Source organism: Streptomyces sp. TP-A0356, from assembly GCF_001417775.1.
Taxonomy (GTDB): domain Bacteria; phylum Actinomycetota; class Actinomycetes; order Streptomycetales; family Streptomycetaceae; genus Streptomyces.
In genome coordinates this window covers 139,806-154,165 of the sequence record NZ_BBZJ01000026.1, presented here as the reverse complement: position 1 = coordinate 154,165, position 14,360 = coordinate 139,806, and the positions used below count along the sequence as shown (strand labels likewise).

Genomic DNA, 14,360 nt, shown 5'->3' with positions numbered 1-14,360 from the left:
GCCGCGCTCACCGGATCTCCAGGGCGTCGAGGTAGGACCGCACGTTGCGGCAGGTCTCCGGCACGCTGTCCCCGCCGAACTTCTCCGCCACCGCGTCCGCCAGGACGAGCGCGACCATCGCCTCGGCGACGATGCCGGCCGCCGGGACCGCGCACACGTCGGAGCGCTGGTGGTGCGCCTGCGTCGGCTCGCCCGTGGAGACGTCGACGGTCCGCAGCGCGCGGGGCACGGTCGCGATGGGCTTCATCGCGGCGCGGACGCGCAGCAGCTCGCCGGTGGACAGCCCGCCCTCGGTGCCGCCGGAGCGGCCGGTCGCCCGCTTGATGCCGTCGGCCGTCGTCACGATCTCGTCGTGCGCCTTGGAGCCCGGCACCCGGGCCAGCTCGAAGCCGTCGCCGACCTCGACGCCCTTGATCGCCTGGATGCCCATGAGCCCGGCGGCGAGCCGCGCGTCGAGCCGGCGGTCCCAGTGGACGTGCGAGCCGAGGCCGACGGGCACGCCGTAGGCGAGGACCTCGACCACGCCACCGAGGGTGTCGCCGTCCTTGTGGGCCTGGTCGATCTCCGCGACCATCGCCTTCGACGTGTCCGCGTCCAGGCAGCGCACCGGGTCGGCGTCCAGCTTCTCCACGTCCGCCGGCGTCGGGTAGACGCCGTACGGGGCCTTCGTCGACGCCAGTTCGACGACGTGCGAGACGATCTCGATGCCCGCGGTCTGCTTCAGGTACGACCGGGCCACCGCGCCGAGCGCCACACGCGCCGCGGTCTCACGGGCCGACGCGCGCTCCAGGATCGGCCGCGCCTCGTCGAATCCGTACTTCTGCATACCGGCGAGGTCGGCGTGCCCGGGGCGCGGCCGGGTCAGCGGCGCGTTGCGGGCCAGTCCCGCGAGCACCTCGGGGTCCACCGGGTCGGCCGCCATGACCTGTTCCCACTTGGGCCACTCGGTGTTCCCGACCATGATCGCCACCGGGGAGCCCAGGGTGAGACCGTGCCGGACGCCACCCAGCAAGGTGACCTCGTCCCGCTCGAACTTCATCCGCGCACCACGGCCATGGCCCAGCCGCCGCCGCGCCAGGTGATCCGCCACCAACTCCGTGGTGATCGGCACGCCGGCGGGAAGGCCCTCCAGCGTCGTGACGATTGCGGGACCGTGGGACTCCCCCGCGGTCAGCCAGCGCAACCTGCCCATCACTGGTCCCGGTACATCTCGGCGACGAGGAAGGCCAGGTCCAGCGACTGTCTGCGGTTCAGGCGCGGGTCGCAGGCGGTCTCGTAGCGCTGGTGCAGGTCGTCAACCAGGATCTCGTCGCCGCCGCCCGTGCACTCGGTGACGTCGTCGCCGGTGAGCTCGACGTGGATGCCGCCCGGATGGGTGCCGAGGGCCTTGTGGACCTCGAAGAAGCCCTTGACCTCGTCCAGCACGTCGTCGAAGCGACGGGTCTTGTGCCCGGAGGCCGCCTCGAAGGTGTTGCCGTGCATCGGGTCACACACCCAGGCCACCACCGCGCCCGACGCCGTGACCTTCTCCACGAGCTCGGGGAGCCTGTCGCGGACCTTGTCCGAGCCCATCCGGGTGATGAAGGTCAGCCGACCGGGTTCGCGCTCCGGGTCCAGGCGGTCGATCAGGGTCAGTGCCTCGTCCGCCTTGGTGCTCGGGCCGAGCTTCACCCCGATCGGGTTGCGGATCCGCGAGGCGAACTCCACGTGCGCTCCCTCCAGCTGACGTGTGCGCTCACCGATCCACACCATGTGCGCCGACACGTTGTAGAGCCGCCCGGTGCGCGAGTCCACGCGCGTGAGGGCGGACTCGTAGTCGAGCAGCAGCGCCTCATGGGAGGAGAAGAACTCGACCGTCCTGAACTCCTCCGGATCGGCCCCGCAGGCGTGCATGAAGTTCAGCGCGTCGTCGATCTCGCGGGCGAGCTGCTCGTAGCGCTGGCCGGACGGGGAGGACTTCACGAAGTCCTGGTTCCAGGCGTGCACCTGGCGCAGGTCGGCGTAGCCACCGGTGGTGAAGGCGCGCACCAGGTTCAGCGTCGAGGCGGACGCGTGGTACATCCGCTTCAGCCGCTCCGGATCCGGGACACGGGCCGCCTCGGTGAACGCCTGACCGTTCACCGAGTCACCCCGGTAGCTGGGCAGGGTCACCCCGTCGCGGGTCTCGGTCGGCCTGGAACGCGGCTTGGAGTACTGGCCGGCGATCCGGCCCACCTTGACCACGGGCACGGACGCGGCGTACGTCAGCACGGCGCCCATCTGGAGCAGCGTCTTCAGCTTGTTGCGGATGTGGTCGGCCGACACCGCGTCGAAGGCCTCGGCGCAGTCGCCGCCCTGGAGGAGGAACGCCTTCCCCTCGGCGACGGATGCCATCCGGGCGCGCAACTGGTCACACTCGCCCGCGAAGACGAGCGGCGGAAACGACTCGAGGTCCGCGATCACCTTGCGCAGAGCCTCCGGGTCGGGGTACTCGGGCTGCTGCGCCGCGGGCAGGGACTGCCAGGGCTTGGTGAGGCTGTCGGGGTTCACTCCGTCCCTCAGTCCTTCGGTACGACCGGGGCCTCACGGATGCCGAGCAGCGTGCAGCCCGTCTCCGTGCTGATGCGGTGGACACTTCCCGGCTCCTCGATGACCAGGTCGCCGACCCGGTACCGGTCGCCGTTGTCGTTGAGGAACTCCCCCTGGAGGACGAACATCAGCTCGTAGCCCAGGTGCTCGTGCAGATCTCCGTGGGACCCCGGATCGAAGCGGATGAGCTGGGCCGTCGCCGGCCGGTCGTCATCGGTCTCGTACAGGGCGTGGATCGCTGTGCCGGTACGGCCCGGCTCGATCCAGCGCTTCCACTCGACGGAGTCCAGCGCCTCGGGGGACAGCAGGTCGCGCAGCACCGTCACGCTGCGGTCCGTGCGGTTGCCGACGGGGTTCGGCGTAGTGGGCACGTCGGTGTTCTCCTCTGCTTCTACCGGTGGGAGTACTCCTGCGGGGCCGGCGTCGTGCGCTGGTTCCCAGGCCCGACCCAGCTTGGGCGGGAGAGGGCGGCACGTCATCGCTCATCGGAGGAAACGCCGGGGTCCACTCCTCCGCAGGAGTACGCCGATCGGCCGAGGTGGAGGTGCCCTTGGGCGGTCAGTCCGCCAGCCGCAGCCCGAAGGTGCCGGCCAGGCCGTCGGCGCCGTCCTCGGTCACATGGACGACCCGGGGGCTGGAGCCGTAGCGCAGCCAGCGCAACTCGAAGAGCCGGGCGGTCAGCGCCGCGCCCACCGCACCCGCGAGGTGGTGGCGCTGCTCGCTCCAGTCCACGCAGTAGCGGATCAGGGGGCGGCGGGCCGGCAGCCGGGTCACGTCGACCCCGAACCGGACCAGCGTCTCCTGGCCGGTCTCGGTGAGCCGGTAGTCGAAGTCGTGTCCGTATCCGGTCGCGCCGTCGCGCACCGCCTCGTCGGGTCGGTGGGTGCCGTCGTGTCCGGCGAGCAGGCCGTCCTTGAGCAGGGACTCCAGCAAGCCCACGCCCAGTTGGCCGGCGAGATGGTCATAACACGTGCGGGAACGGCGCAGGGCGCCGGCGGTGCTGCTCTCGCGCAGCGAGGTGACCGGGAGGGGCGGCGCGATGACGGCCAGCGCCTCCAGGGCGAGGCTGATGTCAGGGTTGGCCAGGCGGTAGTAGCGGCACCGGCCCGCGCTCTCCACGCCGACCAGGCGTGCCTCGACGAGCTTGCTCAGATGGGCACTCGCCGTCGCGGCGCTCACGCCCGCCTCTGCGGCGAGCAGGCCGGCGGGCAGTGCGCGGCCGTCGCTGAGCGCCTTCAGCATCCGGGCGCGGGAGGGATCGGCGATCAGGCCGGCGGCCCGAGCGATGTCGGGCTGATGGTGTATTTGGTCCCGGCGTCGACCGGTCATCGTCTTGGCCATGCGGCAAGCGTAGTCCGGCAACACTTCGACGGACGACGAAGTTTTGCACCCCGAGACTGGATCACATGACCTCCACGGATCCCTCCTTCTCCCCCACGCGAACGCCCGTCGCCTCCGCCGACCCGCCACCCGGCCGGCCGTCCCTCTCGCTGCCGCCGCTCGTCGCACTGAGTCTCGGTTACTTCCTGGTGATGCTCGACGTCACGGTCGTGAACGTGGCCGTGCCCTCCATCCAGGACTCGCTGCACGCCGGTCCGTCGGACATGCAGTGGATCGTCGACGGCTACAGCGCCTTCTTCGCCGGGCTGCTGCTGCTCGGCGGCGGACTCGGTGACCGTTTCGGGCACCGCACGCTGTTCCTCGCGGGCCTGGGGGTCTTCGCGGCCGCCTCGGTGGGCTGCGGGGTGGCGCCCTCGGCGCAGGTCCTGATCGCGGCCCGGCTGGCTCAGGGTGCCGGGGCCGCGCTGCTGGTCCCCGCGTCGTTCGCCCTGTTGCAGGCCGCCTACCCCGACCGGGCCCAGCGTGCCCGGGCCGTCGGCTACTGGGGGCTCGTCTCAGCGGTCGCCTTCGGTGCCGGACCCGCGGTCGGCGGCCTGCTGGTCTCGGGCTTCGACTGGCGTTCGGTGTTCTGGGTCAACCTGCCCGTGGCCGCGGTGGCGGTGCTGCTGACCCTGCGTCATGTGCCGGCCCCCGGCCGACGGGCCCGGCCGGGCCGAATGGACCCGGCCGGTCTGCTGCTCGGCGTGGTCGGGCTGCTCGGGGTGGCTGGTGCGCTCAACGAGGCGGGGACCGCAGGGTGGTCCTCGCCGGAGGTGCTGACGCTGTTCGCGGGGGGCGTCGTGTCCCTGGCCGCGTTCGTCGCCGTCGAACTGCGTCTGGAGAAGGGCGCTGCCCTGCGGCCGGAGGGCAGGCGGCCGCTGCTGCCGCTGTCGCTCTTCCGCGAGATCCGGCTCACCGCGACGAACCTCATCGGCCTGCTGCTCAGCTTCGGCTACTACGGGCTGCTCTTCGTCGCCACGCTGTACTTTCAGCAGGAACGTCAACTCAGCGCGTTGAGCACCGGCTTCGCCCTGCTGCCCTCGGTCTGCATGGGCTTCCTCGCGGCGCCGCTGTCGAGCCGCCTGACCGCCCGCAGCGGTCCGTACCTGCCCATGGCCGGCGCGCTGCTGCTCGGGAGCGCCGGTTTCCTGGGCTGGTTGGCGGCCGGCCCCGACACCCCCTACCCCGTGCTGCTCTTCGCGCTCATGGCCACGGGCCTGGCGACGCCCGTCACCGTCGTGGCCGCCACCGTGGCGATCATGGAGGCGAGCCCTGCGGACAAGGCCGGCGTGGCGTCAGCGGTGTTCAACGTGTCCCGCCAGGTGGGCAGCGCCATGGGTGTGGCCCTCTTCGGCACGCTGCTCGGCGCGACGGGCGGCATGATCGGCGGGCTGCACGCGTCCGCGGTCATCGCGGCGGTGGCGTTCCTGCTGGCGTCGGTGCTGGCCGCGACCACCGGGCGTCGGGCGGACGCCGCCCGGGCCCGGTGAGGTCGCCGGAACTTCCCGAGCCTTGGGCGCACGACGTTCCCCTCGGCCTTCCGGCAAGGAACCAGAGCCGCGGAGAATTCTGTTCTGCCGATAAAGCGTGGAATATTCGGCGCGGTCCGCGAGTCGCCCCGGGGGCGTCCGATCGATGAGCGTTCCAGTCGCCCCGGGCGGCGGGCCCCGACGTGTCCGGCACGGTCCGGCCGCCGCGGGGCGCGCCGCCCGGTTCCGTGCTCGCGCGACTTCGGCCGAGGCACCGGCCCTCACCTACGTCCCGGACTTCGGTGATGAGCTTCTCCCGGCGGGGATCTCCCCTTCCGTGCCACCAGGGCGTAGGCTGCGCCAGTCGATCCGGCACCACCTCGGTACATCGCACACCGACACACGTCGGTCACGAGCGAACCACACGCCGACACAAGCCGTTCGATATCATTTGCGATCCAATTTCATCCCGATCGCAAAGAGTCAACGGACTTACACATTCGCCGGCCGCGCATTCTTGGCGAGCAATGCTATTCTAAACGGCGTTCCGCAATACTGAATGCGAGTAGAATATGGTGCAGTCCATTCAGCGTGCAGCACGCATCCTGAGGGAACTGTCGACATCGGGCCCCCGCCTGGGTGTCACCGAGCTCGCTGCGCGGATCGGCGTCTCGAAGCCGACCGTGCACGCGCTGCTGCGCAGCTTGGAGGCCGAAGGCCTGGTGCGCCAGGAAAAGGGAACGAGCAAATACCTCCTGGGGCCGGCGCTGCTCCGCCTTGGCAACTCCTACCTGGAGACGCAGGAGTTGCGGTCCCACTCGGTCGCGTGGGCGGACACCCTGGCCGAGCGCACCGGCGAGGCGGTGTGGGTCGCGGTGCTCGACGGCGACCGGCACATCCTCGTCGTGCACCACGCCTTCCGGCACGGCAGCGGGGCGCAGATCCTGGAGCTCGGCGCCAGCATTCCGTGGAACACCTGCGCACTCGGCAAGTCCCTCGTGTCGTTCCTGCCGCAGCAGCGGCAGAAGGAACTGCTGGAGGGCGAACTGGCCCGGCTGACCGGGAAGAGCGTGGTGGACCCCGCCGTCCTGGCGGAGCAGTTGGAGGAGACCCGGCAGACCGGTTACACCCTGGAGGACCAGGAGAGCGCGCTGGGCGAGGCCAGCATCGCCTCGCCCGTGTTCGACCGCTCCGGCGACCCGGTGGGCGCGATCGGCATCATCGGCCCCGTGGAGCGGCTCCTGTCCGAGGAGAACCGGCAGGGGCACGCCGTGGCCGTACGTGATGTGGCGACCCTGCTCTCCCGCGAGCTCGGGGCGGGCCGGGGCATCGCCTGGCGCGTCACCGACTGACCGCGGGCATCGCCCGGCGGGTCACCGACTGACCGCGGGCATCAACCGGCGGGTCACCCACCGACCGCAGGCCCGACCCCTGCCTGCGCGCACGCGGAACGGGCCAAGGGGCGGAACAGGCAAGGGGGAGGTACGCGGGAACACCTCCCGCGCGCCTCCCCCTCGGACCCGGGGATCCACCGACAGGGTCAGTCGCCGACCCGGCCGGCCACACCCTCCACCCAGCGGTCCGCGAAGCCGTCCGCCACGGCCTGACTGCGCAGGGTGTACGTCTTCAGCAGCCAGCGCGAGCGGGACCGCTCGGGGTCGTTGACCTCGATCAGCTCGCGGCTGTGCAGCCCGTTCTGGTTGGCGAAGATCAGCAGGTCGCCCTCCAGGATGCGGTGCCGCTTCTTCTCCGCCCGGGTGAGCGCGTTCTTCAGCTCGATCAGGGCGTCCTTGGCCTCGACCGGCGCGTCCGCCGCGACCGTGGTGTGCGTGTCCAGGTAGCGGATGCCGTAGTCGCCCTGGAAGACCGCGTGCTTCTCCGAGAGGGTCAGGCCGCTGTTGTTGTCCCGGGAGACCACGTCGAAGGGGGTGACGAAGTGCGCCTCCCCCAGAATGCGCAAGGTGTCCTCGGCCAGCGCGGCACGCAGGGTGCGGGCCTCGACGAGGCTGGTGCAGGTGTACTCCTGCACCGGGCAGCGCATGCCCAGCAGGCTGATGTAGTCCGCCCGCACGGGATGGGCGGTGCGGTCGTTGTGGTAGACGAGCTCGCCGTCGCTGTAACCGGTCTGCTTCCCGTGGTACTTGCTGATGGAGTACACGTCGGTGAAGAAGTCCCCGTTGAAGCGGGTCGCGTACGCCATCACGGGGGTGCGCGTCAGCTGCGCCACGAGCTCCAGGAAGCCCTCCCCGACGAAGGTCCGCTTCCGGGCGTACTTGTCCGCCTGCGGGTCGTCGTGCCCGAGCTCGGGAAGGTCCTTGTCCACCGGGCAGTTGCGCAGCACGTGCGTGTCGGAGACGCCCTCCGCGCGTTCCGCCCGGATCCGTTCGGCGGCCTGGACCAGCGACTCCGGGACGTTGGCCTCCGTCGCCTGCCGTACGGCCGCGGAGAAGGCGTGGTAGTCGTCGTACGGGTTGGTCTCGATGGTCTCGAGAACCCCGTACAGTTCGTCCTTCTCCCGGTCGGTCATGAGGTAGAACGGCTGCATCGGCTCACTCTTTCCCTTCGGTTTCGTTCTCCCCGGCGGCCGCTGTCCGCCCCAACGCCGCATCCACCGTGGTGACTTCGGCGGTACGGCGCAGCAGGGTCAGCGCCGCCTCGTGCAGTTCCGGGCTCGATGTGGCGGTGGCGTCCTCCAGCACCTCCACGCGGAAGTCCCGGTCGTGGGCGTCGCGGGCGGTGGACAGGATGACGAGGTCCGTGGTCACCCCGGTCAGCAGCAGCGTGTTGACGCCGTGGGACCGCAGGACCAGTTCGAGGTGCGTGCCGAGGAACGGGTTGACCCGGCGCTTGGCGATGACCGGCTCATGCGCCTCGGGCTTGAGGGAGTCGTGGACCTCGGTGCCCCAGGTCCCCAGGATCAGCCGGTCGCCGTCGGCCGCCTCGGCGAACAGCGGCGACGTCGGCGGCCAGTCCGGGAGTCCCTGGGAGAAGCCGACGACCACGTACACCACCGGTATGCCCTGCTCCCGGGCGTGGTCGATGGCGCGGCGGGCGTGGCCGAGAACGCCTCTGCTCTCGATCTGGTCGAGGCAGACGTCGTTGTACTTCCCGTCGGGGTGGGCGATCTCGTTGATGAGGTCGAGCACCAGCAGGGCAGGGCGTCGGGTCATGCCGCGCTCCTCTTCGTCGTGGGCAGGAGCGGCCGGCGCCGCCGCTCGTGCGCGCTGATCTCCGCCTCGTGGCGCAGGGTGTCGCTGATGGTGTCCGCGCCGCGCAGCAGCCGGTCCCGGGCACCCTCGTTGACCTGGAACTCCTCGGTCCGGCCGGCGAACCGGACCTGCCGCCGTTCCAGGTCGACGGTGATCGGCGTGGTCGGGTCGGCCTCGGTCAGCTCCCACAGCCGCTCCACGGCGTCCGTCGGCAGTACGACGGGCAGCAGGCCGCGCATGAGGGCGTTCTCGCGGAAGATGTCGCCGAAGCTCGTGGCGATCACGGCACGGAACCCGGACTTCTGCAGCGCCCAGACGGCGGACTCCCGGGAGGAGCCGGTGGCGAACTCGTTGCCCGCGACGAGGACGGTCGCGCCCTGGTACTGGGGCAGGTTCGCGGTGAACGCCGGGTCGTCGCGCCAGTCCCCGAACAGGCCGTTGCCGTGCCCGGTCGGGCTGAAGTAGGGGACGAAGCGAGCGGGGATGATCTGGTCGGTGTCGACGTTGCTGCGCCTCAGCGGCAGCGCCGTACCGACGTGCACGGTGAACTGGTCCATGGCGGTGCGTGGCCTCACAGGTCGGTGGGTGCGGTGATCCGGCCGGTGACGGCGCTGGCCGCGGCCACCGCCGGAGAGGCGATGTGGGTGCGCGACCGCTTGCCCTGCCGGCCCTCGAAGTTGCGGTTGCTGGTGGACACGGCGCGCTGGCCGGGCCGGAGCCGGTCCTCGTTCAGACCGCAGCACATGGAGCAGCCCGCGATGGGGCGGAAGTCCGCGCCGGCGCCGATGAAGACCCGGTCGAGCCCCTCGTCCACGGCCTGCCGGTGCACGGCGGCGGAGCCGGGTACGACGAGCATGCGCACCCCGTCGGCGACCTGGCGGCCGCGCAGCACCTCGGCCGCGGCGCGCAGGTCCTCGATACGGCCGTTGGTGCAGGAGCCCACGAACACGGTGTCGATCCCGATGTCCGTCAGGCGGCTGCCGGGCTTCAGATCCATGTACTCCAGGGCGCGTTCGGCCGCCGCACGCTCGGTGGCGGTGGCGAAGTCGGCCGGGCTCGGCACGCGGCCGTCGAGCGGCAGGCTCTGCGCCGGGTTGGTCCCCCAGGAGACGTACGGCCGGACCGTCGCGGCGTCGAGGGTGATCTCCCTGTCGAACCGCGCGTCCGGGTCGGTGCGCAGGGAGGTCCAGTACGCCACCTCCGCGTCCCAGTCCGCTCCCTGGGGCATGCCGGGACGGGTGCGCAGATAGGCGAAGGTCGTTTCGTCGGGGGCGACGAGTCCCGCCTTGGACCCCGCCTCCACCGACATGTTGCACAGGGTCATGCGGCCTTCCATCGACAGCGCCTCGACGGCCGGACCCCGGTACTCGATGATGTGCCCCTGGCCGCCGCCGGTCCCGATGACCGCGATCAGCGCCATCACCAGGTCCTTGGCCGTCGCGTCCGCCGGGAGCGTCCCCGTGACGTGGACCGCCATGTCCTGCGGCCGGCGCGTCCACAGTGTCTGTGTGGCCAGCACGTGCTCCACCTGGCTGGTGCCGATGCCGAACGCGATGGCGCCGAACGCGCCCAGAGTGGTGGTGTGCGAGTCGCAGCACACGACCGTCATCCCGGGCCGGACCAGGCCCTGTTCCGGCCCGATGACGTGCACGATGCCGTGCCCCTGGTCACCGCGCCGGTGCACGGGGATCCCGAAGGCGTCGCAGTTGTCCCGGAGTTGGGCGGCCTGTCGGCGGCCCGCGGGGTCGTCGAATCCGTCGAGGGGCGACGTGGTGGGCACGTTGTGGTCCTCGGTGCCCACCGTCAGCTCGGGGCGCCGCACGGCGCGCCCGGCGGCCCGCAGGCCGTCGAACGCCGCAGGCGTGTTCACCTCGTGGAGCAGGTGCAGGTCGACGTAGAGGAGGTCGTCGCCCCCTGCCTCGCCGCTGCGGACCGTGTGACCGGCCCAGACCTTCTGCGCAAGCGTTGAACCCATGACCGCAAGGCTCGTGGCACGCGGTGCGCGGGGGCATCGGCCGATGGTGGAGGCCTCCTCCACCGTTGCACGGCACTCCTCCTTCCGCGCACCCGGGCGATGGCGGCCGGTCGCGTCCTCCGTCGGTGGATGACACGACGGCCCGGCGCCGATCACGATGACCGCGCGTTACGCACCTGTTCGATCTGCCGCCAGCGCCTCCGGAGAAGAAGTGAACGGACACCGTGAAGTGAACGGACACCCCGCCCCCGGGCGGCCGCGCCCGGCGCAGGCCCCACCCACGTCCCGGGTGCTGGCACTGCGCGGTGCCACCCAGGTGACTTCGAACGATCCGCACCGGATCGTGGGGGCCACCACCGAGTTGCTCCGCGAGCTGGTCGTCCGCAACGCGCTCGACCCGGCGGACCTGATCAGCATCTGGTTCACCGCCAGCCCCGACCTAACCGCCGCCTACCCGGCCCGCGCCGCCCGGGAGATGGGGTTCGTGGACGTGCCGCTGATGTGCGCGAGCGAGATCGACGTGCCGGGCGGCAGTCCGCGCACGGTACGCGTGCTGATCCACACCCACTCCACCCGGCCTCGGGCCGCGGCCGCGCACGTGTACCTGCACGGTGCGGCCGCGCTGCGCCCTGATCTGGTCGCGGAGGCGCCCGCCGCCACGCCCGAGGAAGCCTGATCGTGTCCTCGCCGTACCCTCCGCCGGGCGACGGCACGGCGCCGGCACAGGCGGCGGAGCCCGGGGCATGGCCTCCCGCGCCCGCGCCCGGGCAGCCCGAGTGGAGCGATCCGGTCCGGGCCGCCGCCGTACGGGCCGAACTGACCCGGCTGCCCGGCCTGGTCACCTGGGAGGAGACGGAGGCCCTGCGGCTGCTACTGGCCCGGGCCGCCGCAGGCGAGTACCAGGTGATCCAGGCCGGCGACCGCGCCGAGGACCCCGCCGAGTGCGACCCAGCCGCCGTCGCCCCCAAGGCGCGGCTGCTGGACGCCCTGGCCGGGATCATGGAGGTGAACACCGGCAGGCCGGTCGTCCGGATCGGCAGCCTCGCCGGCCAGTTCGCGTTACCGCACGACTCCCCGACCGAACGCGTCGAAGGCGTGGAACTCCCGGTGTACCGGGGCCACCTGGTGAACCGCCCGGAGCCGGACGCAGACGCCCGGCGGGCACGCGCCGAGCACATGCTGGGCTGCCGCACCGCGGCCCGGCGGGCCACCGTGTTCCTGCGGGAGCGGGCGGACGGCCGTGGCCGGCCCTCCGGGGCGCCGGTGTGGACGAGCCATGAGGCCCTGGTCCTCGACTACGAACTGCCCTTCCTGCGGCGCACACCCACCGGCCGGACCCTGCTGACGTCCACGCACCTGCCGTGGCTCGGCGAACGCACACGCCGGCCGGACGGGGCACACGCCCGGACGCTCGCCCTGACCGCCAACCCGCTCGCCTGCGAGGTCGGCCCCGGCACCGCCCCCGGCGAGCTGCTCCGCCTGTGCAGCGTGCTGGACCCCGGCCGCGAGCCGGGCCGCCTCACCCTCGTCTCCCGTATGGGCGCCGCCCGCGTGGCGTCGGAACTGCCCCGGCTCGTCACCGCCGTACGGGAGGCCGGGTACCCGGCGGCCTGGCTGTGCGACCCGATGGGCGGGAACACGCTCACCGCCCGCTCGGGCCACCGGACACGGCTGGTGTCGGTGCTGATCGAGGAGGTCGTGGCCTTCCAGCGGGTCGTCGCCGAGGCCGACGGAGTGGCCGCGGGACTGCGTCTGGAGACCACGCCCGACTCCGTGACGGAGTGCGCCTGGGGAGTCGTCGACGTGGACCGGGTTGCCGAGCGCTACACCTCGCTGTGCGGTCCGCGGCTCAATCCCCAGCAGGCGTTCACCGTGACGGGTGCGTGGGGGTCCCCTCGGCGGGACCTCGGGGCGTGACCGGCAAGCACTCATCGGGTCCGACGGAGGCCGGCCTCGTCACGCTCCGGTGGGTCAGCCCTCGTTCACACGCCGGGCGGGCACCCGTGCCATCCGTAGGCCAACGCCGGTTCCGGGCCGCCCGCGACCTCCTCGGCGAGTGACCTGAAGAGCATCTCGGTGGAGGCGGCCCCCGGGTCCAGGTGGCCGATGCTGCGATAGCCGAGATAAGAGGCGCGGCCCTTGCGCGCCTGCATCGGGATCGTGGACCGGGCGCCCGCCTCGGCCGCCGCGGCGGCGGCCGTCACCGCCGCACCCATGGTTCCGCCCCGCGCGCACACCTCATGGAACGCCGTCACGGCGGGCGCGAAGGCATCGACCATGGTCTTGTCGCCCGGGGCCGCCGCTCCCAGTCTGACGATGGCGGCGAGTCCCGCGTCCAGGGCGTCGCCGAGATGGGCCACCCCGGCCCGGTGGACCGGCAGCGCGGCACCCATCGCCTGGAAGGTGTTCCCGTACAGCACCCCGGAAGCTCCGCCCACATGGGCACGGAGTAACGCCCCCGCCTCGCCGAGCAGTTGGCCCATGGTGGTCGGCGCCCCGTCCTGAAGTAGCATTCGGCGGACGCGAGAGGTGCCCCGGCGCATGTTGACACCGTGGTCCCCGTCCCCGATGGCCGAATCGAGAGCGGTGAGCCTCTCCTCGCCCTCCTCGACCGCCCGGGCGAACGCCCGGAGCCATGCTCTGGCCAGTGCGTTGTCCTGCATGCTTCCCCCCGCTGCAGCGGCACACGGAAGCCGACACCCGACGTCACTGTCGAGCGGCCCCCGACGGAGAGACCCCCGATGAGCCCCCTGTGCGTTCAGGCGACAGGACCGAGCTTCCCCGCAAGAGCTAGACCGTAGATGCGGACTCTGTCGGCGTCAACAAACGCCAGAACAAGGGTGGATCAAGCTCTCACCTTGGAAACTGAGGGCCTCAACTCTCCGAAGCGTGGGCCCCCGCTCGCGGAGCGCTCAAAATTCGCCAAAACACTGTTCAGCATTGCTGAACGCCGTTCCCGAAATTAGGCTCAGACGCAGAGATCGAACATTTTGACGAAGGGCGTGCCTCATGTCTCTGGAACGTGATCTCTTCGACGCGGAACACGCCGAGGACGACGCAGCCCGCGTGCTGGTCGCGGATCACGACCCCATCTCCCGTCACGTCCTGACCCGTGTCCTCGGCACCTCTGCCCACCTCGACGTGGTGGGCAGCGTGAATCAGCAGCAGCCGCTGCGCCAGTGGCCGCTCGACCGCGTGGACGTGGCCGTCCTGGCGGTCGCCCCGCGCGAGGACGCCGCCGGCCTGATCCGCCAGCTGGACCTGCGGAAGGTGCGAGTGCTGGTCGTCGGCACCGGCTGGACCCAGCGGCGCCTCGACGCGTTCTTCGCGGCCGGCGCCACGGGCTGCCTGGTGAAGAACATCAAGGTCGCCAAGGTCGCCGCGGCCATCCGCGCGGTGGCGTCCGGCCACACAGTGCTCTCCCCGGAGCTGCGCGCCCTGTACGCCCGGCGGACGGCCGCCGCGCCGGTCCCCGCCGCCGCCGGTTCCAAGAACCTCCTGCACACGCTCACCTCCCGCGAACAGGAGGTGCTGCGCAACCTCGCAGAGGGCATGTCGACGGCCGAGACGGCGGTCCGGCTCAGGGTGTCGCCGGCCACCGTCAAGAGCCATGTCTCCCACGCGCTGACCAAGCTCGGCGCCCGCAACCGGCTGGAGGCCGTGCTGCTCTTCCAGCAGTCCTGGAGCGCGGAGGGGGAAGCCACACCCGCCGCCCCGCGCCGCCCGGCCGAGGTGGCCTGAAACCGGCCCGACGACGCA

General features: G+C 71.7%; 14 protein-coding genes. 5 read left to right on the top strand and 9 right to left on the bottom strand.

Annotated elements, in window-relative coordinates; translation table 11 throughout:
• Nucleotides 1-7: 7 nt before the first annotated feature.
• The 4 genes from aroC to ASC56_RS28220 all read right to left on the bottom strand — a co-directional run bounded on the left by aroC (nt 8) and on the right by ASC56_RS28220 (nt 3,909).
• Nucleotides 8-1,192 carry a chorismate synthase gene (gene aroC, locus ASC56_RS28235; RefSeq protein WP_055494394.1) on the bottom strand — a complete coding sequence of 395 codons (1,185 nt, stop codon included), beginning with the start codon at nt 1,190-1,192 and terminating at the stop codon, nt 8-10.
• Nucleotides 1,192-2,529, bottom strand: a complete 1,338-nt coding sequence (locus ASC56_RS28230) for a class II 3-deoxy-7-phosphoheptulonate synthase (protein ID WP_234377093.1) — start codon at nt 2,527-2,529, stop codon at nt 1,192-1,194. Before ASC56_RS28230 ends, aroC begins: the two co-directional genes overlap by 1 nt.
• A gap of 8 nt (nt 2,530-2,537) precedes the next feature.
• The gene (locus tag ASC56_RS28225; protein ID WP_055494392.1) at nt 2,538-2,939 is read right to left on the bottom strand and encodes a cupin domain-containing protein; all 402 of its coding nucleotides are present in this window, start codon (nt 2,937-2,939) and stop codon (nt 2,538-2,540) included.
• Between the two features lie 187 nt (nt 2,940-3,126).
• On the bottom strand, nt 3,127-3,909 hold the full coding sequence (locus tag ASC56_RS28220; RefSeq protein ID WP_055494391.1) for a helix-turn-helix transcriptional regulator: 783 nt from the start codon (nt 3,907-3,909) through the stop codon (nt 3,127-3,129).
• 65 nt (nt 3,910-3,974) lie between these two features.
• Between ASC56_RS28220 and ASC56_RS28215 the strand changes: the two genes are divergently transcribed.
• Together ASC56_RS28215 and ASC56_RS28210 are read left to right on the top strand one after the other, a co-directional pair.
• Nucleotides 3,975-5,438: an MFS transporter gene (locus tag ASC56_RS28215; protein WP_079102751.1), complete on the top strand. Its 1,464-nt coding sequence runs from the start codon at nt 3,975-3,977 to the stop codon at nt 5,436-5,438.
• 551 nt (nt 5,439-5,989) lie between these two features.
• The gene (locus ASC56_RS28210) at nt 5,990-6,769 is read left to right on the top strand and encodes an IclR family transcriptional regulator (RefSeq protein WP_055494390.1); all 780 of its coding nucleotides are present in this window, start codon (nt 5,990-5,992) and stop codon (nt 6,767-6,769) included.
• Nucleotides 6,770-6,957: 188 nt separating this feature from the next.
• On the opposite strand, the gene ASC56_RS28205 is transcribed toward ASC56_RS28210, so the two are convergent.
• From ASC56_RS28205 to leuC, 4 genes are read right to left on the bottom strand one after another with little or no spacing between them, the layout of a single operon-like run.
• Nucleotides 6,958-7,962 carry a TauD/TfdA family dioxygenase gene (locus tag ASC56_RS28205; protein ID WP_055494389.1) on the bottom strand — a complete coding sequence of 335 codons (1,005 nt, stop codon included), beginning with the start codon at nt 7,960-7,962 and terminating at the stop codon, nt 6,958-6,960.
• Nucleotides 7,963-7,966: 4 nt separating this feature from the next.
• Nucleotides 7,967-8,587 (bottom strand): cysteine hydrolase family protein, encoded by a 621-nt coding sequence (locus ASC56_RS28200; protein ID WP_055494388.1) that lies wholly within the window; start codon nt 8,585-8,587, stop codon nt 7,967-7,969.
• A complete protein-coding gene (gene leuD, locus ASC56_RS28195) occupies nt 8,584-9,183 on the bottom strand; it encodes a 3-isopropylmalate dehydratase small subunit (protein WP_055494387.1) in 600 nt (199 codons plus the stop codon). The genes ASC56_RS28200 and leuD overlap by 4 nt, the downstream gene beginning before the upstream one ends.
• A 14-nt stretch (nt 9,184-9,197) precedes the next feature.
• The gene (gene leuC, locus ASC56_RS28190) at nt 9,198-10,601 is read right to left on the bottom strand and encodes a 3-isopropylmalate dehydratase large subunit (protein WP_055494386.1); all 1,404 of its coding nucleotides are present in this window, start codon (nt 10,599-10,601) and stop codon (nt 9,198-9,200) included.
• Between the two features lie 289 nt (nt 10,602-10,890).
• Between leuC and aroH the strand changes: the two genes are divergently transcribed.
• Complete coding sequence (gene aroH, locus ASC56_RS28185; RefSeq protein WP_055494430.1) at nt 10,891-11,277, top strand: chorismate mutase; 387 nt, start codon at nt 10,891-10,893, stop codon at nt 11,275-11,277.
• A gap of 2 nt (nt 11,278-11,279) precedes the next feature.
• Nucleotides 11,280-12,518, top strand: coding sequence for a 3-deoxy-7-phosphoheptulonate synthase (locus ASC56_RS28180; RefSeq protein WP_079102749.1), 1,239 nt, complete (start codon nt 11,280-11,282; stop codon nt 12,516-12,518).
• 65 nt (nt 12,519-12,583) lie between these two features.
• Here ASC56_RS28180 and dhaL read toward each other — a convergent pair whose 3' ends face one another.
• Nucleotides 12,584-13,264 (bottom strand): dihydroxyacetone kinase subunit DhaL, encoded by a 681-nt coding sequence (gene dhaL / locus ASC56_RS28175; protein ID WP_055494384.1) that lies wholly within the window; start codon nt 13,262-13,264, stop codon nt 12,584-12,586.
• A gap of 346 nt (nt 13,265-13,610) precedes the next feature.
• On the opposite strand from dhaL, the gene ASC56_RS28170 reads away from it, so the two are divergent.
• On the top strand, nt 13,611-14,342 hold the full coding sequence (locus tag ASC56_RS28170; protein WP_055494383.1) for a response regulator transcription factor: 732 nt from the start codon (nt 13,611-13,613) through the stop codon (nt 14,340-14,342).
• The last annotated feature ends 18 nt before the right edge of the window (nt 14,343-14,360 follow it).